This window comes from Mesorhizobium sp. M0815 (assembly GCF_040319995.1).
In the GTDB taxonomy this organism is placed as follows: Bacteria; Pseudomonadota; Alphaproteobacteria; order Rhizobiales; family Rhizobiaceae; genus Mesorhizobium.
Genome location: NZ_JAMYOU010000004.1, coordinates 203,640 through 227,796, shown reverse-complemented (window position 1 = coordinate 227,796; position 24,157 = coordinate 203,640). Strand labels below are relative to the sequence as shown.

The 24,157-nt window shown below is 62.7% G+C and carries 22 protein-coding genes, 1 tRNA gene and 1 riboswitch; of the genes, 13 read left to right on the top strand and 10 right to left on the bottom strand.

Annotation, left to right across the window (positions count from 1 at the left end):
- Positions 1-15 precede the first annotated feature (15 nt).
- Entirely contained in the window at positions 16-654 is a 639-nt protein-coding gene (locus NKI01_RS07945) for an acyl-homoserine-lactone synthase (protein WP_023719502.1), read from the top strand.
- 14 nt (positions 655-668) lie between these two features.
- Positions 669-1,418: an enoyl-CoA hydratase-related protein gene (locus NKI01_RS07940; RefSeq protein WP_023719501.1), complete on the top strand. Its 750-nt coding sequence runs from the start codon at positions 669-671 to the stop codon at positions 1,416-1,418.
- Positions 1,419-1,442: 24 nt separating this feature from the next.
- On the opposite strand, the gene ppk2 is transcribed toward NKI01_RS07940, so the two are convergent.
- A complete protein-coding gene (gene ppk2 / locus NKI01_RS07935) occupies positions 1,443-2,345 on the bottom strand; it encodes a polyphosphate kinase 2 (protein WP_352482484.1) in 903 nt (300 codons plus the stop codon).
- A 109-nt stretch (positions 2,346-2,454) separates the two neighbouring features.
- Between ppk2 and NKI01_RS07930 the strand changes: the two genes are divergently transcribed.
- The 3 genes from NKI01_RS07930 to NKI01_RS07920 all read left to right on the top strand — a co-directional run bounded on the left by NKI01_RS07930 (position 2,455) and on the right by NKI01_RS07920 (position 5,759).
- Positions 2,455-3,720, top strand: a complete 1,266-nt coding sequence (locus tag NKI01_RS07930) for an ATP-binding protein (RefSeq protein WP_352493784.1) — start codon at positions 2,455-2,457, stop codon at positions 3,718-3,720.
- A gap of 113 nt (positions 3,721-3,833) precedes the next feature.
- Positions 3,834-4,559, top strand: coding sequence for a phosphate signaling complex protein PhoU (phoU, locus tag NKI01_RS07925; RefSeq protein WP_023719498.1), 726 nt, complete (start codon positions 3,834-3,836; stop codon positions 4,557-4,559).
- Between the two features lie 192 nt (positions 4,560-4,751).
- Positions 4,752-5,759, top strand: a complete 1,008-nt coding sequence (locus NKI01_RS07920; protein ID WP_023677347.1) for a magnesium and cobalt transport protein CorA — start codon at positions 4,752-4,754, stop codon at positions 5,757-5,759.
- 69 nt (positions 5,760-5,828) lie between these two features.
- Here the strand turns inward: NKI01_RS07920 and NKI01_RS07915 are convergent, their stop codons facing one another.
- The gene (locus NKI01_RS07915; protein ID WP_023719497.1) at positions 5,829-6,353 is read right to left on the bottom strand and encodes a GcrA family cell cycle regulator; all 525 of its coding nucleotides are present in this window, start codon (positions 6,351-6,353) and stop codon (positions 5,829-5,831) included.
- A gap of 354 nt (positions 6,354-6,707) precedes the next feature.
- Between NKI01_RS07915 and NKI01_RS07910 the strand changes: the two genes are divergently transcribed.
- From NKI01_RS07910 to NKI01_RS07900, 3 genes are all read left to right on the top strand, one after another.
- The gene (locus NKI01_RS07910) at positions 6,708-7,907 is read left to right on the top strand and encodes an aspartate aminotransferase family protein (RefSeq protein WP_023719496.1); all 1,200 of its coding nucleotides are present in this window, start codon (positions 6,708-6,710) and stop codon (positions 7,905-7,907) included.
- A 14-nt stretch (positions 7,908-7,921) separates the two neighbouring features.
- A complete protein-coding gene (gene argF / locus NKI01_RS07905) occupies positions 7,922-8,833 on the top strand; it encodes an ornithine carbamoyltransferase (RefSeq protein ID WP_031194171.1) in 912 nt (303 codons plus the stop codon).
- Positions 8,834-8,950: 117 nt separating this feature from the next.
- Positions 8,951-9,961 (top strand): Hsp33 family molecular chaperone, encoded by a 1,011-nt coding sequence (locus NKI01_RS07900; protein WP_023719494.1) that lies wholly within the window; start codon positions 8,951-8,953, stop codon positions 9,959-9,961.
- A 76-nt stretch (positions 9,962-10,037) separates the two neighbouring features.
- Here the strand turns inward: NKI01_RS07900 and apaG are convergent, their stop codons facing one another.
- On the bottom strand, positions 10,038-10,430 hold the full coding sequence (gene apaG, locus NKI01_RS07895; protein WP_254816331.1) for a Co2+/Mg2+ efflux facilitator ApaG/CorD: 393 nt from the start codon (positions 10,428-10,430) through the stop codon (positions 10,038-10,040).
- A 227-nt stretch (positions 10,431-10,657) separates the two neighbouring features.
- Here apaG and NKI01_RS07890 point away from each other — a divergent pair, with 227 nt between their 5' ends.
- Entirely contained in the window at positions 10,658-11,812 is a 1,155-nt protein-coding gene (locus tag NKI01_RS07890) for a ceramide glucosyltransferase (protein WP_352790954.1), read from the top strand.
- 52 nt (positions 11,813-11,864) lie between these two features.
- Here the strand turns inward: NKI01_RS07890 and NKI01_RS07885 are convergent, their stop codons facing one another.
- The gene (locus tag NKI01_RS07885) at positions 11,865-13,055 is read right to left on the bottom strand and encodes an O-succinylhomoserine sulfhydrylase (protein WP_352493786.1); all 1,191 of its coding nucleotides are present in this window, start codon (positions 13,053-13,055) and stop codon (positions 11,865-11,867) included.
- 70 nt (positions 13,056-13,125) lie between these two features.
- Positions 13,126-13,203: riboswitch (SAM riboswitch) on the bottom strand.
- Positions 13,204-13,338: 135 nt separating this feature from the next.
- Here NKI01_RS07885 and NKI01_RS07880 point away from each other — a divergent pair.
- Positions 13,339-14,433 (top strand): 2'-deoxycytidine 5'-triphosphate deaminase, encoded by a 1,095-nt coding sequence (locus NKI01_RS07880; protein ID WP_352493787.1) that lies wholly within the window; start codon positions 13,339-13,341, stop codon positions 14,431-14,433.
- A 30-nt stretch (positions 14,434-14,463) separates the two neighbouring features.
- Here NKI01_RS07880 and araD1 read toward each other — a convergent pair whose 3' ends face one another.
- The 4 genes from araD1 to chvE all read right to left on the bottom strand — a co-directional run bounded on the left by araD1 (position 14,464) and on the right by chvE (position 19,625).
- A complete protein-coding gene (araD1, locus tag NKI01_RS07875; RefSeq protein ID WP_352493788.1) occupies positions 14,464-15,456 on the bottom strand; it encodes an AraD1 family protein in 993 nt (330 codons plus the stop codon).
- 183 nt (positions 15,457-15,639) lie between these two features.
- Positions 15,640-16,932, bottom strand: a complete 1,293-nt coding sequence (gene mmsB, locus NKI01_RS07870) for a multiple monosaccharide ABC transporter permease (protein ID WP_023719488.1) — start codon at positions 16,930-16,932, stop codon at positions 15,640-15,642.
- On the bottom strand, positions 16,929-18,461 hold the full coding sequence (mmsA, locus tag NKI01_RS07865; RefSeq protein WP_352962597.1) for a multiple monosaccharide ABC transporter ATP-binding protein: 1,533 nt from the start codon (positions 18,459-18,461) through the stop codon (positions 16,929-16,931). Before mmsA ends, mmsB begins: the two co-directional genes overlap by 4 nt.
- Before the next feature lie 99 nt (positions 18,462-18,560).
- A complete protein-coding gene (gene chvE / locus NKI01_RS07860; RefSeq protein WP_023719486.1) occupies positions 18,561-19,625 on the bottom strand; it encodes a multiple monosaccharide ABC transporter substrate-binding protein in 1,065 nt (354 codons plus the stop codon).
- 316 nt (positions 19,626-19,941) lie between these two features.
- Between chvE and NKI01_RS07855 the strand changes: the two genes are divergently transcribed.
- Positions 19,942-20,931 carry a LysR family transcriptional regulator gene (locus NKI01_RS07855; protein WP_352482475.1) on the top strand — a complete coding sequence of 330 codons (990 nt, stop codon included), beginning with the start codon at positions 19,942-19,944 and terminating at the stop codon, positions 20,929-20,931.
- Between the two features lie 314 nt (positions 20,932-21,245).
- On the opposite strand, the gene NKI01_RS07850 is transcribed toward NKI01_RS07855, so the two are convergent.
- A tRNA-Gly gene (locus tag NKI01_RS07850) sits at positions 21,246-21,319 on the bottom strand.
- A 131-nt stretch (positions 21,320-21,450) separates the two neighbouring features.
- On the opposite strand from NKI01_RS07850, the gene NKI01_RS07845 reads away from it, so the two are divergent.
- Positions 21,451-21,714, top strand: coding sequence for a DUF6460 domain-containing protein (locus NKI01_RS07845; RefSeq protein ID WP_352962594.1), 264 nt, complete (start codon positions 21,451-21,453; stop codon positions 21,712-21,714).
- A 62-nt stretch (positions 21,715-21,776) separates the two neighbouring features.
- Here the strand turns inward: NKI01_RS07845 and NKI01_RS07840 are convergent, their stop codons facing one another.
- On the bottom strand, positions 21,777-22,679 hold the full coding sequence (locus NKI01_RS07840) for a histone deacetylase family protein (protein WP_352482474.1): 903 nt from the start codon (positions 22,677-22,679) through the stop codon (positions 21,777-21,779).
- 50 nt (positions 22,680-22,729) lie between these two features.
- Here NKI01_RS07840 and NKI01_RS07835 point away from each other — a divergent pair, with 50 nt between their 5' ends.
- Positions 22,730-24,154, top strand: coding sequence for an MATE family efflux transporter (locus NKI01_RS07835; RefSeq protein WP_352482506.1), 1,425 nt, complete (start codon positions 22,730-22,732; stop codon positions 24,152-24,154).
- Positions 24,155-24,157 lie beyond the last annotated feature (3 nt).

Sequence of the window (24,157 nt, the reverse complement as noted above, 5' to 3'; positions counted from 1 at the left end):
CCTAGGAGACGGCAAATGCTTTTTTCCCTCACCACCCAGGAATTGATGGAACGCCCAGGCCTTTGGGAGGCAGTTCATCGGTTGCGTTACAAGATTTTCGTCGAGGAGATGGGATGGACCGATCTGCAGCGCCCCGATGGCCTCGAGATCGATCAATTCGACCACGACGAGGCAGTGCACCAGATCGTCATCCGCAATGGCGAGCTCGCCGGTTACCAGCGTATGTTGCCGACGACCCGGGCACATCTTCTAACCGATGTGCTGGCGGACCTTTATGAGGGAACCCCACCGTCGGGGCCGAATGTCTATGAACTGACCCGCTATGCGGTTGCGCCGGGATTCCGCGACGGCCGGCGCGGCGTGTCGACGGTGGGCACCGAACTGATCGCCGGCTTCGTCGAGTGGGGTCTGAAGCGCAACGTCAACCAGGTGATCATCGAATTCGAGCCGATGTGGGTGCTTCGCGCGCTGCAACTGCATTTCCTGGCAACGCCGCTCGGCTATCAGCGGACCTATGGCAACCAGCAGGTCGTTGCCACACTGCTCACCTTCAACGAGCACACGCTCGACGTGGTGCGATCGCGCCGCAATCACTTTGCGCCGGTGCTGGCCAGAGGGTACCCGGACATGCTCGGACAGAGACGCGCCTCGTAAGATTGGAGAGGGCCATGAACGTTCACTCAAAAACAGAATTCCGCAATCACACGCTGATCGTCACCGTATCGTCGGGTGACGGCCGCCCGGTGCTGGACAGGCGGGCCTACGAAAGCCTGGCCAGGACATTCCATGAAGCCGCTGTCGATGACGACGTCCGCGTCGTGGTCCTGCGCGGCCTGGCCGGGTGCTTTTGCCTCGGTGCTGATTTCTCCGAATTTCTCGATGCCACCAAACATCGGCGATTGATCGCCGCCGTCACCGATATGTTCCGCACGCTGGCGACGTTCCCGAAACCGGTGCTTGCCTGTGTCGACGGCGACGCCGTCGGCGTCGGCTGCACCATCCTGTTCCACTGCGACATGGTGATCGCCTCGAGCAAGAGCACGTTCCGGGTGCCGTTCGTCGATTTCGGCCTGGTGCCGGACGCGGCGACCAGCATCCTGGCGCCGCAGAAGCTCGGCTATGCCGGTGCGTTCCGCTTCTTCTGCCTCGGCGACACGCTCGCCGCCGAAGATGCCAGGCAGCTCGGCCTTGTCGGCGAGATCGTGACGGACGTCAGTGTCGAGGAAGCCACGTTGGCCAGAGCCAGGCAGCTCGCCAAGAAGCCAGTCGCGGCACTGCTGCAGACGCGCGACCTGCTTAGGGGGGACACCGGCGCGCTCTGCGACCGCATCGATCAGGAGATCTCGCTTTTCCAGCAGGCGCTGCAGGACGACACCACGCTGAAGCGGCTGCAGCGGATTGCCCGGATGGCGGCATGAGAGCCGTGAATCGATGAGGTGAGCTTATTTTTCGAGGAAAGTCGGCCCTTCGCCGATGATCTTCTTGTCCTCCTTGCCGATGACGTCGAGGTCGCGGCCGTCATAGGGAAGTGACAGGAGAATGCGCTGCATGACCGCCAGCCGTGCGCGCCGTTTGTCGTTCGCCCGCACAATGATCCAGGGCGCGAACTCCTTGTGCGTGCGTTCGACCATCAGGTCGCGCGCCTTGGTGTAGTCGTCCCATTTGGTGATGCCGGCGATGTCGATCGGCGAAAACTTCCAGCTCTTCAGCGGGCTCCAGCGACGGTCATGGAATCGCTCAAGCTGCGTTTCCCTGCCGATGTTCAGCCAGAATTTGAAGAAATAGATGCCCTCGTTGCGGATCATCCGCTCGAAATGCGGAACCTCGTCCAGAAATTGCTCGTGCTGCGCGGGCGTGCAGAATCCCATCACCGGTTCAACGCCGGCGCGGTTGTACCAGGAGCGGTCAAAGGTGACGAATTCGCCCGACGTCGGGAAGTGGTCGACGTAGCGCTGGAAGTACCATTGTCCAAGCTCAGTGGGTGTTGGCTTGGTCAGCGCCACGTTGCGCGCCGTCCGAGGGTTCAGATACTGGCGCAAAACGAAGATCGTGCCGCCCTTGCCGGCGGCGTCGCGTCCCTCGAACAGAGACATCACCCGCTTGCCCGTCGACTGTAGCCACGCCTGCGCCTTGACCAGCTCGATCTGCAGCTGCTCGAGCCTCTCGTCATACCCCTCGCTCTTCATCTTCTTGTCGTAGGGATAGCCGCCGGCGGTCAGCTTGCGGTCCTCGACCCAGTCCGGAAGAGTGGGGGCCTCGATGTCGAACTCCCGCTCCTTGCCGTCGATCATGATCTTCAACGGCCCCGACGAACCTGTAGCGGGGCCTTCCTTGGCGTTTTTCATCGAGACGAACCTTTCCAGCTTCCGGACTCATGCTATTGGGAGCCTCCATGCCGGTCCAGCAGGAAGTTCTTGAGGTGGCCGCAGACGGAGCGCAGGCGACGGAGCGCAAATGGCCGACATCGGCACAGAGCGGAAAGGCAGGGCGCAAGCCGTCGCCATGCGGCTGTGGAACAGCCGCTGGCTGCTGGCGGCCGGCTTCGTTGCAGTTCTGATGGTCTATGGTTTTGCCGGCATATCCGGCTATGTGGTGCTGCTGGCAGGCGCCGTGCTGGTTGCCGCTGCGATGCTGCCGGCCGGCGTCGCGCATCAATCGACCGAAAATGCCGCGGCCATCGAGGCGAGCGGCCTGCAACGGCTTTCCGGCGAATATCTCGCGGCGGCGGTTGCCGATCCGCTGGTCATTTTCGATCGCTCCGCCGCCATCGTCCATGCCAACGCCGCCGCCTTTGCAGCCTTTGGTGGGATTGCCCCCGGCGTATCGCTGTCGCTGAAATTCCGCGCGCCGGAAATGCAGGCCTTGCTGGATAATATCTTGTCGGGCAACGTCGCTTCGGACAGCGTCGACTACATCGAGAAGCTGCCGGTCGAACGAGCTTATCGGGTGAGCGCGTCTTCTGTCGGCCACGCCACGGATCTCTACGTGCTGGTGTTCAAGGACCAGAGCGAGGCGCGCCGGATCGACAGAATGCGCGCCGACTTCATTGCCAATGCCAGCCACGAGTTGCGCACGCCTCTCGCCTCGATCGCTGGCTTCATCGAGACGCTGCGCGGGCCGGCCCGCAACGACCCCGCGGCACGCGAGCAGTTCCTGCAGATCATGCAGAACCAGACCAGCCGCATGGCGCGCCTCATCGACGACCTTCTGTCGCTGTCACGCCTGGAGATGAAGCCCTATCTCAAGCCGGGAACCGAGGTCGATCTGCGCCAGGCCATCGACAGCGTCATCGATTCGCTTGGGCCGCTGGCCAAGGAAAGCGGCGTCGTCATCGAGCGGGATTTCGCGCAAGGGCCGCTCGACGTGCCCGGCGATCGCGACGAGCTTTTCCAGGTTTTTGAAAACCTGCTAGAAAACGCCTGCAAATACGGTCAGTCCGGTGGACGCGTCGTGGTGTCGATCACGCGCGGCGACAGCGATCCCGAGCCGGGCATCGACGTCACCATCAGGGATTTCGGCCCCGGCATCCCCGAAGAACATATCCCGCGCATCACCGAGCGCTTCTACCGCGTCGATGTCGAGAACAGCCGGACCCAAAAGGGCACCGGCCTTGGCCTGTCCATCGTCAAGCATATCCTAACCCGCCACAACGCCAGACTCTCCATCAGGTCGGAGGTCGGCAAGGGCGCGGCGTTCACGGTCCATTTGCCGGCTCGCTGACGCCGTACTATCTACCACATGATGGGCCGTTTCTTTTTTCTGTCATCCGGCTAGGGTATCAGCGGGGATTCGAGCGAACGACTCAACCAGAAGATCCGGGAAGGCATTCGTCCATGCAGTCCGTGCACATCGTCAGCGCCTATGACGAGGAGCTGAAATATCTGTCGAAGCGCATCGCGGCGATGGGCGGGCATGCCGAGCGCATGGTCGAGCAGGCAGTAGCGGCGCTGGTCAATGCGAATCCGGGGCTCGCCCAGAAAGTCATTCGAGACGACCTGGTTCTGGATGAGGGGCAGCGTGAGATCGACGACAAGGCGATCATCATCATCGCCAAGCGCCAGCCGATGGCGACGGATCTGCGCGAGATCGTCGGCGCGATCCGCATCTCGGCGGACCTCGAACGGGTGGGCGACCTCGGCAAGAACATCGCCAAGCGGGTGGTTGCCGTCGCCGACGGGCGCCAGCCGAACAGCCTGTTCCGCGGCCTCGAGGCTTTGGCCAATCTGGCACTGACCCAGCTCAAGGAAGTGCTCGACGTCTACGCGTCGCGGTCGGTGGAGAAAATCGGTTTCGTGCGCGACCGCGACGACCAGATCGATGCCATGTACACCTCGCTGTTTCGCGAGTTGTTGACCTACATGATGGAAGACCCACGCAACATCACGCCCTGCACGCATCTCCTGTTTTGCGCCAAGAACATCGAGCGCATCGGCGACCACGCCACCAACATCGCCGAGACGATCTACTATATCGTCACCGGCGATCAGATGCCGGCCGATCGCCCGAAGGGCGACAAGACGGATAAGATAATTCTTCCCGCAACGCTGCCTGCGAAGTGAGTTCTCGAAACAAAACGTGGTGGCCGCTAGAGTTGCCACTTGGTGGAGTGGCTCTCAAATCCGAAAAGCAGCTCCCCTGCTGCTCGACACTAATGCGAATTTCGGATTCGCCACCTGAGAGCAAATTGCGCTAAGCTTTCGACGCGCCGACTTCTCAGTTCCGCGATGAAAGCCTGCCTTCAGGAGGCTGGGATGGAATATGTCCGCGAGTTTGCTCCCGCGCCGCCGATGTCGGGCATAATCGCTTGCGGCGTCTATACGGCTGGGCGGCGCATCGCCGACATACCGATCGAGGAAGCCGGCGAATGGGCCGGGAAGCCGGGCCATGTCGTCTGGATCGGACTGCTGGAGCCCGACCGCAATTTATTGCTGCGCGTCCAGGCGCAATTCCATCTGCACGAGTTGGCGATCGAGGACGCCGAGCATCCGCACCAACGGCCGAAGATCGAGCAATATGGTGATGCCCTGTTCATCGTTGCCCGCACGGCGCAGCTGATCGACAGCCGTGTCACCTTCGGCGAGACGCATCTGTTCGTCGGCGCTGGCTACATTGTCAGCGTCAGGCATGGCCCGTCGACCTCCTACGCCGCCGTTCGCCAGCACTGGGAAAGCTGTCCGCATTCCCTCGCCAAGGGCGAGGATTTCGTCCTCTACGCCATTCTCGATTTCATCGTCGACAACTACATGCCGGTGCTCGAGCAGATCGAAAACGAGGTCGAGGCGATCGAGGACAAGGTTCTGCTGAAGCCGATGACCGGCTCCGACATCGAGCGGCTTTACATGCTGCGCCGCGATCTCTTGCGCCTGCGTAATGCGGCCCTGCCGCTGGTGGAGGTCTGCCGGCGGCTGACCAGCGCCGATCTGCCGCAAATCCATACAGCCATGCACCCGCTGTTTCGCGACGTCACCGACCACATCCGCACGGTCCAGGAAAAGATCGACAGCCTGCGTGAGGTTCTCGCCTTCGCCTTCGAGGCGAGCCTTCTGGTCGGCCAGAGTCAGGAGACGGCGATCTCCAAGAAGCTTGCCTCATGGGCCGCCATCTTGGCCGTGCCGACAGCATTCGCCGGCATCTACGGCATGAATTTCAGCGACATGCCGGAACTGAGGATGGAATATGGCTACCCGGCCGTACTGGCGGCAATCGCCCTGATCTGCACGTTTCTTTACTGGCGGTTTCGCAAGAATGGGTGGCTTTGAAGAGAGGTGAATAGTGAATAGGGCTAAATGGGAGCCTTGCTTCTTACGCCAGGCTCAAGCCGCCACCATTCACCTGCTCCGCCGCCGCTCCGACGCCGGCTGGAACGCCACCCGGGCGTGGTACTTGCAGTAGGGTCCGGTTTCGGCGGCGTCGTTGCCGCAGAAATGGAAGTCTTCCGAAAGCGGATCGCCATTCGGCCACTTGCAGGTGCGCTCGTTCAGCTCGACGAGTTGCAGATGCCGGGAGATCGGCACGACGACGTTTTCGACCGGGCGGATATAGTGGCGCGACACCGGTTCGGCATCGAACTGCGCCTTGAGCGCGGTCGCACCGATCGACATCGACGTGGTGGCATGGCGCGTGGCGCTTGCTGCCCGCGACACCGATTTCTGGATCGTCGATCCCTGTACCGTCTTCTTCTGGCGTGCCGGTGATGCGGTTGTGCGTCCGCGGCCGGACAGTTTCAGCCGGTGCACTTTGCCGATGACCGCATTGCGGCTGACCCCACCAAGCTGTGCGGCGATCTGGCTGGCGCTGAGACCCTCCGACCACAATTTTCTGAGAAGTTCGACTCGCTCGTCAGTCCAGTTCATGAGACCGCGCTCCTGCTGAAAAGTGCGGCAATCGGAATCCATTCCCGACCCGGCTTCTGCCGGGCAGACACCACATATATCGGGTGATTAGGTCCGCCGCACGAAATCTAGTTATTTCTCTACTACAATTACCTTATGCGCTGACTCGGTGACAAGAGTCCCAAGGCCAACACGAATCGGTTTTTTCGGTTTTCCCCAACTTGCCCGGTCGCTTATGAGCCGGCATTGTGCTGGGGGGCTTGCCGCACGTCCTTGCGCGACCTTTTCGTTGACTTCACGGCCGAAAAACACGATAAGCCACAAGGGCCGCCGCTTTGGCGGCTTTTTGATTTTCCGGTTCCGGAGACGCATATAATGAGCGGTTCGGCGCTTTTCGAGACCTTTGTTCGCGCACCCCTGGCTTTCGACCACGGTGAAGGCACCTGGCTGGTCACCGACAAGGGCGAGCGATATCTCGATTTCGCAGGCGGCATCGCCGTGAATTCATTGGGCTACAGCCATCCGCATCTGGTCGCGGCCCTCACTGAACAGGCCGCCAAGCTCTGGCACGTCTCCAATCTGTACGAGATTCCGGGACAGAGCCGGCTCGGCGAGCGGCTGGCCGACGCCAGCTTCGCCGACAAGGTGTTCTTCACCAATTCCGGCGCAGAGGCGCTTGAATGCGCCATCAAGACGGCGCGGCGCTATCACTTCGTCAAGGGCCATCCCGAGCGCTTCCGCACTATCAGCTTCGAAGGCGCCTTCCATGGCCGCACCCTGGCGACCATCGCCGCCGGCGGCCAGTACAAATATCTGGAAGGTTTCGGCCCCAAGGTCGACGGCTTCGACCAAGTCGGCTTCGACGACATCGACGCCGCCGAAAAGGCGATCACGCCTGAAACCGCGGCGATCCTGATCGAGCCGGTGCAAGGTGAGGGCGGCATCAGGCAAGTGCCGTCGCAATCGCTGAAGCGGCTCAGGCAGCTCTGCGATCAGCACGGACTGCTCTTGATTTTCGACGAGGTCCAATGCGGCGTCGGCCGCACCGGAAAGCTGTTCGCGCATGAGTGGGCGGGTGTCACACCCGACCTCATGGCGGTGGCCAAGGGCATCGGCGGCGGCTTCCCGATGGGCGCCTGCCTCGCCACCGACGAGGCAGCGGCCGGCATGACCGCCGGCGTGCACGGCACCACCTTCGGCGGCAATCCGCTGGCCATGGCGGTCGGCAACGCCGTGCTCGACGTGGTGCTGGAAGACGGCTTTCTCGATGACGTCCGGCGCAAGGCGCTGCTCTTGAAACAGGGGCTGGCCGGTGTCGCCGACGAATTTCCGGACGTTATCGAAAGCATCAGGGGCACCGGCCTGATGCTCGGCCTTAAATGCGCGATGCCCAACACCAAGGTTACGGTGGCACTGCGCGACCAGCATCTCTTGACGGTTCCGGCCGGCGACAACGTTATCCGTCTGCTGCCGCCTCTCACCGTCACCGATGCCGAGATCCACGAGGGGCTCGAGCGCATTCGTGCCGGCGCCAAGAGCCTGGCGGATGCCATCGTCGCTGCCGCCGCGAAGTAATCCTGGAATTCCTGATGTCCCTTCGCCACTTCACCGATCTTTCCGCCGTTTCCGAAGGCGATCTGCGCTTCATGCTCGACGACGCAGCTGTGCGAAAGGCGAGGCTCAAGGCCGGCGAACGCACCAAGCCGCTCGAAGGCAAGGTGCTGGCGATGATCTTCGACAAGCCCTCGACGCGCACGCGCGTGTCGTTCGACGTCGGCATGCGGCAGTTGGGTGGCGAGACGATCATGCTGACTGGCACCGAGATGCAACTTGGCCGTTCCGAGACTATTGCAGACACGGCCAAGGTGCTGTCGCGCTATGTCGATGCCATCATGATCCGCACCACCTCGCATGACCGGCTGCTGGAACTGACGGAAAACGCTACGGTGCCCGTCATCAACGGGCTGACCGACGAAACCCATCCCTGCCAGTTGATGGCCGACATCATGACCTTCGAAGAGCACCGCGGTCCGGTGGCCGGCAAGACGATCGCCTGGACCGGCGACGGCAATAATGTCCTGCATTCTTTACTGGAGGCCTCTGCGCGGTTCCGCTTCAAGCTGAACGTCGCCGTGCCCGAAGGCAGCGAACCGGCTCAGAGGCATGTCGACTGGTCGAAGGCCAATGGCGGCAAGCTGAAATTCACTCGTTCGCCCGAGGAGGCCGTTCACGAGGCCGACTGCATCGTCACCGACTGCTGGGTCTCGATGGGTCAGGAGCACCGTGCGCGCGGCCACAATGTCTTCTTGCCCTATCAGGTCAACGCGGCCCTGATGGCGAAAGCCAAGCCGGACGCGCTGTTCATGCACTGTCTGCCGGCGCATCGCGGTGAGGAGGTTACCGACGAGGTCATCGATGGGCCGCATTCGGTGGTGTTCGACGAGGCCGAGAACCGGCTCCACGCCCAGAAGGCGGTTTTGGCCTGGTGCCTGGGCGCTTGATCCGGGCCGCCTTGATCCGGGAATTCGTGGTGCCTATCTCAGGCGCATCACGCAAATCGAGCGCGTCTCGTCGCATGCGCCCCGGAGGGCGGCATCGCCGCGCCCCGGAGCTTTGTCATGTTGGAAACTCGTCAATTGGCTGAACATCAACCCAAGCTCGGCGAGTTCGGCTACGCCGGCGACGACCATGTCGTGCCGTTTGAGGTCGGCCCGCTCGACGTGCGCGGCCGTACCGTCCAGCTCGGGCCGATGCTCGACGCTATTCTCAGCCGCCACGAGTATCCCGAGCCGGTGGCACGACTACTGGCCGAAGCCTGTGTGCTGACCGTCCTGCTCGGAACTTCGTTGAAGTTCGAGGGCAAGTTCATTCTGCAGACCCGCACCGACGGGCCGGTCGATATGCTGGTCGCGGATTTCTCCACGCCGCACGCGCTGCGCGCCTATGCCCGCTTCGATGCCGACCGGCTGGAGGCTTTGACGGCTGCCGGCGAGACGTCGCCGCAGACGCTGCTCGGCAGCGGCGTCCTGGCGCTGACAATCGACCAGGGCGCCCACACGCAACGCTACCAGGGCATCGTCCAGCTCGACGGCGTCACGCTGGAAGAAGCCGCACGCACCTATTTCCGCCAATCGGAGCAGATTCCGACCGACCTACGGCTTTCGGTGGCCAAGCTTCTGACGCCCGGCGTCGGCGGTGCCCGCGAGCAATGGCGCGCCGGTGGCCTGCTGGCACAATTCCTGCCGCAGTCGCCGGAACGCATGCGCGTACCCGACCTTCCCGGGGGCGACGGCGATCCGCGTGAGGAAATCCACGACCCGACCGACAATTCCTGGCAGGAACTGCTGGCGCTGCTTGGTACCATTGAACCGACCGAGCTGATCGATCCGACTATCGGCGCCGAGCGGCTGCTTTACCGGCTGTTCCACGAGCATGGTGTCCGCGTCTTCGGCGGCGTGCCGGTCGCCGACCAGTGCTCATGCTCGAGGGAGAAGATCCGCGGCATCCTCGAGGGTTTTTCCGCCGAGGAGATCAGAGACAGCACCGAGGATGGTAGCATTCACGTCGCCTGCGAATTCTGCTCGAAGCAATATGACTTCGACCCGGCGGAATTTGCAGCGGCTCAATAACGAGCGTCTGTGCGGCTGCCTTCGCAGAACTTGGGTTCCTCGCCCCGCAAGGCGGGAAGAGGAATCAAAGTGAACGTCAATTGACGGTGCGCCGCGTGCCTGGCAAATCGAGTGAGAAGGCGGGGATGGCGACGTCGAAGGTCTCGCCCCGCTTGTTGCGCATTGTGTAGTGCCCGACCATGATGCCGGACGGGGTCGAGAGCGGGCATCCAGACGTATACTGATAGCTGTCGCCGGGGTTGAGTCCCGGTTGCTCGCCGACGACCCCGGGGCCGCGCACTTCCTCGACCTTGCCGGTGCCGTCGGTAATGTGCCAGTAGCGCGACAGAAGCTGCACGAACTCGTCCGACTGATTGTCGATGGTCACCTGGTAGCCCCAGACATAGCGGTTTTGCGGCGGGTCGGAGTGATCCTCCAGATAGAACGGCCTGACCTGCACTTCGATGTTGCGGGTGACGGCGCTGTACATAAACTGCTCCAAAGCAATGTAGATGGAACTTTCGACGCTCAGCGCAGTTTGATCAACGATGCGCGTCATCTCCTTGCCCGACTCAAGCGCAGGTGCCGAAAAACAATGTCATTTAAGTGACACATGACAATGATGGTGTGCAGGCTTGTGCCGGGCGACTCGGTGTTCTGTCGAATTGTTGAAAACGGCCGTCAGGCGGCCGGCATTTCTGGAGTGACCAGATCTCGATGGAACCGACATTCGCAGCCGCCCTCTTTTCCATAGCTCTCCTTCTTTCAAATCTCGCCAGCATCCTGTTAGCTTCGCTGAAGCTGAAGCGAGCAGCCAGGATCGCATCGCCCGCCGCCACCGTGCTACCGGTATCGATCGTCGTCCCGGCGCGCGGCGTCGAGCCGTTTACCGAGGAGACGCTGGAGCGCGCCTTCTCACTCGACTGGCCGCGCTACGAACTCATCTTCTGCGTCGCCCATGCCGACGACCCCGTGGTCAAGTCGATCACCGCTGCAATGGCGCGTTTTCCGGCTATACGCGCCCGGCTGCTCGTCGGCGACGACCGCATCAGCGGCAATCCGAAACTCAACAATTGCGTGAAGGGTTGGGAAGCGGCGCTTTATCGCTGGGTCATCCTTGCCGATTCCAACGTGCTTATGCCGAGCGATTATGTCCAGCAGCTGATGGCGGCATGGCGGCCCGACACCGGCCTCGTCTGCTCGACGCCGATCGGCTCGCGGCCTGAAGGGTTTTGGGGGGAGGTCGAATGCGCCTTTCTCAACACGCTGCAGGCACGCTGGCAGTACGCTGGAGAGGCGCTCGGCCTTGGCTTCGCCCAGGGCAAGAGCATGTTGTGGAACAAGTCGATGCTTGACGCCAATGGCGGCATCCGCGCACTGGCCGCCGAGATTGCCGAGGACGCCGCCGCGACCAAGCTGGTCAACCGGCTCGGACTGCGGGTCAATCTTGTCGCTTCGCCGTTCGAACAGCCGCTCGGCCGGCGCACGCTTGGCGAGATCTGGTCTCGGCAGGCGCGTTGGGCGCGGCTGCGCCGCGTCACCTTCGCGCTGTTCTTCGCCCCCGAGATCCTGATCGGCGCGGCGCCGCCGCTGGTGCTTGCGCTGATCGCGGCGGCTGACGCCGGCGTCAGCCTGCCGGCAACCGCCATCGCCGTGCTGGTCGCGGCCTACCTGCCGGAATGTGCCCTGGCCTGGGTCAAAGGATGGCACCTGTCGCTGCGCACCATCTTGGCAATGATGGTTCGCGACTGCATGCTGCCGGCGATATGGGCGCGCGGCTGGCTGAGCGGCGCCGTCGACTGGCGCGGCAACGTTATGACCATCCAGACCAAGGCCGTCGCGGAGCTGGAAGAGACCCCGTCCGGCGCCTGACCGGCACGTCCGGCGCGGGCTGTACGAACCCGCTCGCCCTGTTCGGCCAGCCTTATCCGGCAGCTCTCAGCGCTTGCTCGATATCTTCGAGCAGATCGTCGGTATCTTCCAGGCCGACGGAAAGCCTGAGCGTTCCCGGTCCGATGCCGAGCTCGGCGCGGGCCTCATCGGTCAAATTCTTGTGCGTGGTCGTCGCCGGATGGGTGATCAAGCTCTTGGCGTCGCCGAGATTGTTGGAAATCAGCACGATGTCGAGCGCGTTCTGGAAAGCAAAGGCCGCCTGCTTGCCGCCCTTCACATCCAGGCAGATCAGCGTCGAACCACCCGACATCTGCTTCTTGACCACGGCCGCTTGCGGGTGGTCGGCACGGCCGGGATAGATGACGCGGGCGATTTGCGGGCGCTCGGCGAGGAAATCCGCGATGCGGCCGGCACTTTCCGTCTGCTGGCGTACGCGTAGCGGCAGCGTCTCCAGGCCTTTCAGCAGGGTCCAGGCATTGAAGGGCGAGAGGCTGGGGCCGGTGTGGCGGAAATAGTCATGCAGGTTCTCGTCGATCCATTTTTTGTCCGACAAGATAACGCCTCCAAGGCAGCGCCCTTGGCCGTCAATATGCTTCGTGGCCGAATAGACGACGATGTGGGCGCCGAGCTGCAAGGGTTTTTGCTGCAAGGGCGTGGCGAAGACATTGTCGACGATCAGCCTGGCGCCAATCGAGTTGGCAAGTGCCGCGACGGCGGCGATGTCGACCACTTCCAGCGTTGGGTTGGTCGGGCTTTCCAGGAAGAACAGTTTGGTGTTCGGCTTGACCGCCTGTTCCCAATTGGCGATGTCAGTGCCATCGACCAGCGTTGCCTCGATGCCGTATTTCGGCGCCAGCGTCTCGACCACCCAGCGGCAGGAGCCGAACAGTGCGCGCGCCGCCACGACATGGTCGCCCGCCTTGGCGCTGCACAGCAGCGCTGCCGTCACCGCCGCCATGCCGGACGCCGTAGCGCGCGCGTCCTCGGCGCCTTCCAGCGCGCACATACGCTTTTCGAACATGTCGACCGTCGGATTGGCATAGCGCGAATAGATGAAGCCCGGCTCCTCCCCCTTGAAGCGGGCTTCCGCCGCTTGCGCCGTCTCGTAGACATAGCCTTGGGTGAGATACATCGCCTCGGAGGTCTCGCCGAAGCCGGAACGCAGCGTCCCGGCGTGCACGAGTGCGGTCTGAGGCTTCCAGTCGCGCTTCTTGGTCATCATTCTATCCAAACACCAAAATTGGTCCAAACAACAAAAAACCGGTCGCGAAAGTCGCAACCGGTCCATATGGCCTTGCGGCCCGACGGTCCTTTAGCGACTTGTTTAACGTGGCTGCAAGCCGACCGGCCAAATCACCACGGGATAACGAGCTTTAGACTCGCGCCGCGCTTGCGTCAATTGCCGGCATGATTAAGAGGGTTGTACCAAGCAGGTGCCAAAGGCGTCCACGGTCGGACCTGCGACAGAACAAGACCTCGCCCGGCGTTCGAACGGAGCCAGACCCTTGCGGCAGACAGGCATTCTTCCCGATCAGGATATTTCCGCGCTGTTCCAGACGGGCGCGCTGAAATCGCCGCGCATGTTAGATGCCGATCAGATCCAGCCGGCCAGCCTTGACCTCAGGCTCGGCGACAAGGCCTGGCGGGTGCGTGCTTCCTTCTTGCCCGGTCCGGACCACAGGGTTGTCGACAAGCTCGACCGGCTGAAGCTGCACGAGATCAACCTCGCCGAAGGTGCCGTGCTGGAAACCGGCTGCGTCTACATCGTGCCGCTGCTCGAAAGCCTGGCGCTGCCCGCTCATATTTCGGCTTCGGCCAACCCGAAAAGCTCGACCGGACGGCTCGATATCTTCACTCGGGTAATGACCGACCGCGGCCACGAGTTCGACAAGATCGCCGCCGGTTATGAAGGCCCGCTCTATCTGGAGGTCAGCCCGCGCACCTTCCCGATCGTTGTACGCACCGGCTCGCGGCTGTCGCAGATCAGGTTCCGCACCGGCAATGCGCTTTTGTCGGAAAGCGAACTGCACGACCTGCATCGCGCCGAGATGCTGGTCGCCACCGAACCACCCAACATCTCAGGCGGTGGCATCGCGCTGTCGATCGACCTCGACGGCGACAAGGATGGGCTGGTCGGCTATCGCGGCAAGCACCACACCGGCCTGGTCGACGTCGACAAGCGCGCCGCGCAGGATGTCGTCGATTTCTGGGAGCCGCTCTACAAGAGCGGTGCCGGCGAGCTGGTGCTCGATCCGGACGAATTCTACATCCTGGTGTCGCGCGAGGCGGTGCATGTGCCGCCGCTCTACGCCGCCGAAATGACGCCCTTCGATCCGTTGGTCGGCGAGTTCCGCGTCCATTATGCCGGTTTCTTCGACCCCGGTTTCGGCCATTCGGCGTCGGGCGGCACCGGCAGCCGGGCGGTGCTCGAGGTGCGCAGCCACGAAGTGCCGTTCATTCTCGATCATGGCCAGATCGTCGGACGGTTGGTCTACGAGCACATGCTGAAACGGCCGCAAGCGCTCTACGGCACCGATCTCGGTTCGAACTATCAGGCGCAAGGCCTAAAACTGTCCAAGCATTTCCGCGCCGCGCGCTGAGCTTCCCCTCACTTTGCGGCCTATGCCGGCTCAAAGCGCCTTCACCGCCACCTTCACCGGCTGCTCGATTTCGAGCGGGTTGCGCAGAGGCAGGCCGAAATCCTTCGCCTCGATCTCGAATACGTCGCCGGGCTCGGTCCTGATGCCGTCGGCGAAGGACAGCGTCGCCGTGCCGAACATGTGCACATGTACGTCGCCCGGCTGGCGGAAGGCCGAGTATTTGAAGTGGTGATGCTCGAGATTGCCAATGGTGTGCGACATGTTCGCTTCACCCGACAGGAACGGCTTTTCCCAAAGCAGCTTGCCGTGGCGCAGGATGCGTGAAGCGCCGCGAATGTCGGACGGCAGGTCGCCGATCAGGATCTCCGGCCCGAACGAGGCGTTGCGCAGTTTCGAATGGGCGAGGAAGAGATAATTCACGCGCTCGGTGACGTGGTCGGAAAACTCGTTCGACAGCGTGAAGCCGACGCGGAACGGGGCGCCATCGTCGCCGATCACATAGATTCCGGCGATTTCCGGCTCCTCGCCGGCATCCTGGGCGAAGGCGGGCGACATGAGCGCCGCGCCGGGCGCCACTGCCATGGTACCGTTACCCTTGTAGAACCATTCGGGCTGCACGCCGATCTGGCCCTTCGCCGGCTTGCCGCCCTCCAGCCCCATGCGGAACATCTTCATGGAATCGGTCAGCTGTTCCTCGCCGCCATCGCTGAGCTTCTTGTGCATGGAATCGCGGGTCGCGGCGGAGCCGAGATGCGTCAGCCCGGTGCCGGTGAGATGGAGATGCGCCGGATCGGGATGGTTGATCGGCGACAGCAGCCGTCCCTTCTTGTAGGCTGCGTCGAGATCGACGGTTTCGCCGAAGCCCTTGCGCTCGATCAGGGCGACAAGCCCGGTGCCGGTGCGCGCGGCTTCCATCGCCAGCGAATAGACGCTGCGAGCGCCGTTGATGACGCGGGTCTTGCCGCCGTTGCGAGCAACGACGCGGATCGTCTCGGCGTCGTCGAGGATCTGTGAGATCAGCATGGTAACCCTCTCTGAATTGCGGCCTGCCTTCTTGGCAAACCCTGCCCGGCGCGGCTCGGACCCTGTCCACGCCGCGGTTGAAATTCTTCGTCCGGATTGCGCTCGCGGGTCAGGTCCCTCGGGGGACTTCTTCGCGCCGCCCGGCAGCGCCGCGATGTGACCCGTATGCCTCCTGGTTGCCTCTCAAGCCTTGTTCTTGTTGTAGACGTCGAAGACGACAGCGCCGAGCAGCACCAGGCCTTTGACCACCTGCTGCCAATCGACATTGACGCCCATGATCGACATGCCGTTGTTCATGACGCCCATGATGAAACCGCCGACCACCGCGCCGATGACCTGGCCGACGCCGCCCATCGCCGAAGCGCCACCAATGAACACCGCGGCGATGACGTCGAGTTCGCTGCCGAGGCCCGCCGCAGGCACCGCCTGCCCCAGGCGCGCCGCGATAATCAGGCCGCCGAGTGCCGACAGCACGCCCATGTTGATGAACACCATCAACGTCAGCCGTTCGGTCTTGATGCCCGATAGCTGGGCTGCCTTGGCATTGCCGCCCATCGCATAGATGCGGCGTCCGATCGTCATGCGTTTGGTAACGAAGACGAACAACGCGATCAGCACGCCCATCACCATGAGAACGATGGGCAGGCCCCTATAGGTGGCGAATTGGTAGACCAGAAACAGTGCCAGCCCGCTGATCACCAGGGTCTTGACGACGAACAGCGAGAAAGGCTCGGCTTCGTAGCCATGCCGCTCGCGGGTGCGCCGCGCCCTGAGCCCGAAATAGGCATAGGCGAGCACGGCGGCGAGGCCGATCACGATAGTCGTCAGGTGCAGCGTCAGGCCGCTGCCGACAATGGTTTTGCCGGCGGCGTTCACGGTCGGTGGTATCAGCGTCAATGGGCCGATCAGGTCCGGAATGAAGCCGGAACTCAGCGCCTTGAAGCCGACTGGAAGCGGCCCCACGGAAGACCCGCCACCCAGCAGCGCCTGACAGATGCCGCGGAAGATCAGCATGCCCGCCAACGTGACGATAAAGCTCGGTATTCGGTGATAGGCAATCCAGTAGCCTTGTGCCGCGCCGATCGCGCCACCCACGATCAGGCAGATGATCGACACCACCAGCGGATTGCTCAATGGGCCAAGCGGCCAGATAACCATCATCATCGCCGCCAGTGCGCCGATGAAGCCGGCGACTGAGCCGACGCTGAGATCGATATGGCCCGAAACGATCACCAGAAGCATGCCCAGCGCCATCACGATGATGAAGCTGTTCTGCTGCACGAGATTGCTGAGGTTCACCGGCTTGAACAGCGTTCCGGACGTGGTGAACTGGAAGAACACCATGATTGCGATCAACGCCAGCACCAACCCGTATTCGCGCAGATTGGTGACCAGCGCCGAGACGGCAATGCGAGGTGCCTGTTGTATATCCTGGGCGACGCCGGTTTGCGGCCCGGGAGCGCTTTCGGTGCTCATGATGCTTTCCCTTCTCCACGGACGATGGCGCGCATGATCTTTTCCTGGCTGGCGTCGCTCGCCGCCATTTCGCCGACGATGCGTCCTTCGTTCATGACGTAGATGCGGTCGGTGATGCCGAGCAGTTCGGGCATTTCCGACGAGATGACGAGGATTGCCTTACCCTCGGAGGCGAGACGCGCGATGATCGTATAGATTTCATATTTGGCGCCGACATCGATACCGCGTGTCGGCTCGTCGAGGATCAGCACTTCCGGATTGGCGAACAGCCATTTCGACAGCACCACCTTCTGCTGATTGCCGCCAGAAAGGTTGCCGGTCATCTGGTAGACGCTTGAGGCGCGGATATTGGTCCTGCCGCGATAATCGTTGGCGACGGAAAGCTCGCGCAAATCGTCGATCACGCCATGGCGCGAGACGCCGGGCAGGTTGGCCAGCGTGATGTTATGCTTGATATGGTCGATCAAGTTGAGACCGTAGGTCTTGCGGTCCTCCGTAACATAGGCGATGCCGTGTTCCACCGCCTTGCTCACCGAAGAGACATCGATCGGCTTGCCGTTAAGGAACACCTCGCCCGTGATGCGACGGCCATAGGACCGGCCGAACAGGCTCATGGCAAACTCGGTCCGGCCGGCGCCCATCAGCCCGGCAATGCCGACCACCTCGCCCTTGCGGGCGTTGAGGTTGATGCCCTTGATGACCTGCCGCTCGGCATGGATGGGATGGTAGACCGACCAGTTTTTCACTTCGAGAACGGTCTCACCGATCTTCGGCTCTCGCGGCGGGTAGCGGTCGTCGAGCGAACGGCCGACCATCGAGGTGATGATGCGGTCCTCCGAGATGTCCTTCTTGGCCAACGTCTCGATGGTCCGGCCGTCACGGATGATCGTGACCTTGTCGGCGACCCGGTTCACCTCGTTGAGCTTGTGCGAGATCAGGATCGAAGTGATGCCCTGCCGCTTGAATTCGAGCAGCAGATCGAGCAGCGCCTGGCTGTCCTTTTCGGACAGGCTCGCCGTCGGCTCGTCCAGAATGAGCAGCTTCACTTCCTTGCTGAGCGCCTTGGCGATCTCGACCAGCTGCTGCTTGCCGACGCCGATATTGGTGATCAGCGTGTTGGGGTCTTCCTTGAGGCCGACCTTCTTGAGCAGGGCGCTGGTGCGCGTCTCGTTGGCATTCCAGTCGATGACGCCGTATTTGGCCTGCTCGTTGCCGAGAAATATGTTTTCGGCGATAGACAGCATCGGCACCAGCGCAAGCTCCTGGTGGATGATGACGATGCCCTTGCGCTCGCTGTCATGGATGCCTTTGAAATGGCACTCATCGCCGCGATAGATGATCTGGCCGTCATAGGTGCCGGACGGATACACACCCGACAGCACCTTCATCAGCGTCGACTTGCCGGCGCCGTTCTCGCCGACCACGGCATGGATCTCGCCTTCCTCGACCATGAGCTTGACGTTCGACAGCGCCTTGACGCCTGGAAACGTCTTGGTGATGTCGCGCATCTCCAAAATCGTCGATGCCATTGAGAATACCACTCCTGCGAGGTCCGCAAACAATACCGGGCTGGCTCGCCAACGAAAAGGGGCCCTGCCTGCGCAGGACCCCAGGCTTTGTAACCGCGATTACTTCAGTTCTTCGGCCTTGATGTAGCCGGAGTCGACCACCAGGGCCTGGTAGTTCGACTTGTCGACGTCATGCGGCGTCAACAGGATCGAGGGAACGACCTTGACGTCGTTGTTGTAGGTCGTGGTGTCGAGGCCTTCCGGCTTGCCGCCCGAGAGCACCTTGTCGACGAGTTCGACCGTCGCCTTGGCGAGTTCGCGGGTGTCCTTGAACACGGTCGAATACTGTTCGCCGGCAATGATCGCCTTGACCGAAGCGGTCTCGGCGTCCTGTCCGGTGACGATCGGCCATGGCTGATCGGCAGTGCCGTAGCCTACGGCACGCAGCGAAGCGATGATGCCGCGCGACAGGCCGTCATAGGGCGAGAGCACGCCATCGACGCGGCTGCCGTCCGAGTAGTTGGCGGAGAGCAGATTGTCCATGCGGGCCTGGGCGGTTGCCGCCAGCCAGCGCAGCGTGCCGACCTTGTCCATGCCCATCTGGCCGGACTTCACGACGAGGGTCTTGTCGTCGATCAGTGGCTGAAGAACCGACATGGCGCCGTTATAGAAGAAGAACGCATTGTTGTCGTCCGGCGAACCGCCGAACAGCTCGATGTTGAACGGGCCTTTCTTCTCGGGATAGCCGAGGCCCTTGAGCAGCGATTTGGCCTGGATGACGCCGACGCCGAAATTGTCGAAGGTGGTGTAGTAGTCGACATTTGGCGTCTTCTTGATCAGGCGGTCGTAAGCGACGACGACGACGCCGGCGTCATTCGCCTTCTGCAGCGCATCGCCCATCGTGGTGCCGTCGATCGAAGCGATGATCAGCGCCTTCGGGCCTTTGGTGATTTCGTTTTCCAGCTGGCTGAGCTGGTTCGGAATGTCGTCCTGCGCGTATTGCAGGTCGACAGTGTAGCCCAGAGCCTCGAGCTGGGACTTGACGGCGTCGCCGTCGTTGATCCAGCGCTGCGAGGTCTTGGTGGGCATCAGCACGCCGACCAGGCCTTCGCCCGCTTGCGCCGGCAGCGTCATAGCCGCGATGCCTAGGGCCGCGACGGCGGCCAGTGTCTTGATAATCTTCACATTAACTCTCCCTGGTTGATGGACGCGTACCCTTGGGTTTCGTGGGCCGCGCAATCGTGCAGGAGCGCCAAACGCGCCGCTGCCGTCAATCGATCTCCGGTATCCTCCCAATCGGCCCCGAAACTCTGGTTCAATCGATACGAGTTTTCCCTCGTCACCGACCGTCAAGTCTCAGGACGCGCGAAGGGTGTGTCGCTTTGCCATAACTGTCAAATGCGATCTTTGATGGTTGCTATATCGAGACTGATATGGCTTAGGCTGGTGACGACGCTGCCGGATCCAGCTGGGGCGCCGGGCGTAGGAGTAGGGAAAAATCATGGCGGCGCTGCGAAATCCTGGTGGAATATCAGCCGGTTACGATGAGATTCCGCGCGATGGCGGAACCCTGCTGCGCAGCGGCTTGAGCCTGCGTCACATGCGTATGATCGCAGCCCTCGACGAGCACGGCCGGGTGAGTGCCGCGGCCCAGGTCATGAACATCTCGCAGCCGGCGGCTTCGCGCATGATCGCCGAGATGGAGGCGGTGCTCGACGTCAAGCTCTGCGAAAGGCTGCCGCGTGGCATCACGCTGACGCCCTATGGCAAGGCGTTGGCACGGCGCGCGCGGTCGATCCTGCTCGAGATGCGCGAGGTCGACCGCGAGATCTTCGAGCTCAAGGCGGGCAAGGGCGGCTCGGTGTTCCTGGGCGCGGTCACGGCACCGGCGATCGAGCTGGCGGTGCCGGCGATCCGCGAGATCCGGCGCCTCTATCCGCGCATCGAAATCACCATGCAGGTCGAGACCTCGAACGTGCTGGCGCGCGAGCTGATCGCCTCTCGGCACGATTTCATCATCGCCCGCATCCCCGACGACCTCAATCCGCGGCTGTTCGAGGCCCGCGTCATCGGCGTCGAGAAGGCCTGCCTGATCGTGCGCCGCGGCCACCCGCTGACCAAGGGCAAGGCAGTGCGGTTGGAAGACACCGCCGCCTATGACTGGGTTTTCCAGTCGGGCGGCTCGCCGCTGCGCCAAGCCATGGAAAGCAACTTTTTGAACCGCAACATCGCGCTGCCGGATCGCATCCTCAACACCAGCTCGCTGTTACTGACTCTGGTCATGGTCGCGCAATCCGACGCGATCGCGCCGGTGTCGATCCAGGTCGCGAAGTTCATTCAGAACCCCGAAGGGCTCGACGGCGCCATCGACGTCGTCCAGACCGAGTTCGACATCGAAGTCAGACCCTACAGCCTGATCACGGTAAAGAACCGCGCGCTGTCGCCGGCGGCCAAGATGCTGCACGATTTTATTTTGCGGGAGGTGGGCTGAGGATTGGAGCGGGTAGCGGGGCGCATCCCGTGGCCGGCCAGACGACCAGACAGGCCCACCAGCAGCGGCGCCGAGCACGTCGGCCACTACTGCTGCGTGATGCTCAAAAAAAGCCCGCCAGCAGAAGCCAGCGGGCCAAGGGTAGACATTCCGGTTGGGGTCATTCGAGGCCCCGCCGACCCTCAATGTGAGATATTCGACGAACTGGCACATCGGCCAAACAGATGAAGGACGGCCAGCCGAGCTGTAAAACTGCCTGTAAGGCCGCAAGTTTTCAACATCGCCAACTCAGGCGCAACCCGTGTGGCAAAAGCTGGAGCGGGTAGCGGGAATCGAACCCGCGCGTTCAGCTTGGGAAGCTGACAAGCTACCATTACATCATACCCGCGCTGGTTCCTCCGATATCATGGCCCGGCGCCGATACGCAATCCGATTTGAGGGCGCGCCTTGATGCAGCGCGACCAACTGCGTATTTCTGGGCATGTGCCGAATCGTGGCACCCGACCGTGGAGACAGGCCTTGTCCGCACTGAACCGCTTTCTCGGCGATACGCCGCTCCGGGTGATCTTGAAGTTGCTTGTGGTGTCGTTCCTCGTCGGCCTGGTCATGAACGCCTTCGGCTGGTCGCCGATGGACGTGCTTTACGGCATCCGCAAATTCTTCATCGACCTGTGGAATCTGGGCTTCCACGCCATCGACCGCTTCCTCGGCTACATCCTGCTCGGTGCCGCGATCGTCGTGCCGGCCTTCGTCCTGCTCAGGATCGCCAATTTCAGGAAGTAGAGCATGATCCCAAACAGTGGGAACCGGCTTTCGGAAAAGATCATGCTCAAACAAACAGCCTTTCACGCGTAGCCCGCAGCCACCTCGAACAGGATGGCGTGGCGTGCGGCAAGTGCTGCGACATCCGTCGAATAGCCGCCGCCGATAACGCCGCACACCGGGACGCCTAGCGTGCGGAAATGGCGGATCACCATATCGTCGCGGGCGCGCAGCCCGTCATTCGACAGCGCCAGCCTGCCGAGCCGGTCCTCGGCATGGACATCGACGCCGGCATTGTAGAAGACGAGATCCCAGCGCTTTCGCGCCGACAGCTCCGGCAGGATGGCGCCCAGCCGCTCCAGATAGGCTGCATCGCCGGTGCCGTCGGGCAGGGCGACGTCGAGGTTGGAGGCGATCTTGCGCGCGGGGTAGTTGCGGTCGCCATGCATGGAGAAGGTAAACACGCGCGGCTCGTCGTTCAGGATATCCGCCGTGCCGTCGCCCTGATGCACGTCGAGGTCGACGACCAGGATGTTTTGGGCGGCACCTTCGGCGAGCAGCACCAGCGCGGCAACGGCCACGTCGTTGAAGGTGCAGAAGCCGGCGCCTTGCGCGCGCCGCGCGTGATGACTGCCGCCGGCCGTGTTGCAAGCGATTCCGTTCAGCAAAGCCAGCCGCGCCGCCATCACCGTGCCGGCCGTTGCGAGCTGCGCCCTCAGCGAAACCCGCGGTCCCACGGGAAAGCCGATCTCGCGCTCGATCCTCACCGGCACGTCGCAGGCAAGCACCTGGTCGACATAGTCTGCCGCGTGGGCAAGCTTCAGCCATGATGGCCGCGCCACCGCTGGTGTGTTGAGCGCTTCGGGCCGCGCCAGGCCGCGTGCCCGCAAGGCGTCCATCAGCAGCGGATATTTGCTCATCGGGAAGCGGTGGTTGACGGCGAAACCGGCGTCGTAATCGGGATGATGAACGATCTGCAAGGACATGGGACGGCCGGTGCGCCAGAGGCGGGTTTCGGTTGACCATGCCGGGATGGATGGTTGCGCGAGGTCCGCAAACTGGGGCACATCGGCTAGCCGATCAAGCCGCAACAGGAAGCAACACACGTTTGGAGCAGGCTTTACCCACCGAAGCCCACGTCACCGAAGCCAGGGCTTTCGTCGTCACCAACCGTTCGGTGCTCGCCATCGCCGTGCCGATGACGCTTGCCTATCTGACGACGCCGTTGCTCGGAATTGTCGACACGGCGGTGGTCGGACAGTTCGGCGACGCCGCCCTTCTCGGCGGCCTGGCGGCCGGCGCCCTGATCTTCGACGTCGTTTTCACCACCTTCAACTTCCTGCGCTCCGGCACCACCGGCCTCGTCGCCCAGGCCTTCGGGCGCGGCGATGCACTGGAGGAGCAGGCGGTGTTCTGGCGCGCCGTGCTGATCGCGGTCGTCGCCGGCATCGTGTTTGCCGCACTTGCGCCCCTGGTTTCGGCTGCCGGGCAATGGTTCATCGGCGCCGAGCCGCGCGTCGGCGCGGCGATGGACGTCTATATCCGCATCAGGATGCTCGCAGCACCGTTCTCGCTTATCAATTACGCCATCCTTGGTTATGTGCTGGGGCGCGGCGAGGGCGGGCTAGGGCTGATGCTGCAATTGATACTGAACGGCATTAACATCGCCCTCTGCTTCCTGCTTGGCCTGGAGCTTGGCTGGGGTGTTGCCGGCGTCGCCTGGGCGACGCTCACCGGCGAATTCGTCGCCATGCTGCTTGGTCTCGCCATCGTCGGCCGGCGCTTCTGGGCCGCACCCAGGCTGCCACGCCATCGCGTGCTCGATCTGGCGGCATTCCTGCGCATGATGTCGCTCAATCGCGATATCATGATCCGCTCCTTCTCACTGCTCGCCGCCTTCGCGCTGTTCACCCGCCAGGGCGCGCAGTTCGGCACTCTGACGCTGGCCGCCAATGCCGTGCTGATGAACCTCTTCCTGGTTGCCGGCTATTTCCTCGATGGATTCGCCACCGCCGCCGAACAGCTCGCCGGGCGCGCCATCGGCGCCCGTGCCGCCACGGCGTTTGACCAGGCGGTGCGGCTGACGCTGTTCTGGGGGCTCGGTCTGGCCGGCGCTGCGACGCTCTTCTTGTTGCTGGAGGGCACGGATCTGATCGCCCTGATCACGACCTCGACAGACGTCCGCGCCATTGCCGACATCTACCTGCCGTGGGCGGCGTTCACTGCGCTCAGCGGCGCGCTGGCCTTCGAGATGGACGGGGTGTTCATCGGCGCGACATGGTCGCGCGACATGCGCAACATGATGCTGTTGTCGTTCCTGGCGTTCAGCGCCGCGTTGCTGATCCTGGCACCGGCGTTCGGCAATCACGGCCTGTGGGCCGCGCTGCACGTGTTCCTGCTGGTGCGCGGCTTTAGCCTGCTCGCTACATTGCGGCTGCGGGTGCGCACGGCCTTTAACTGATCG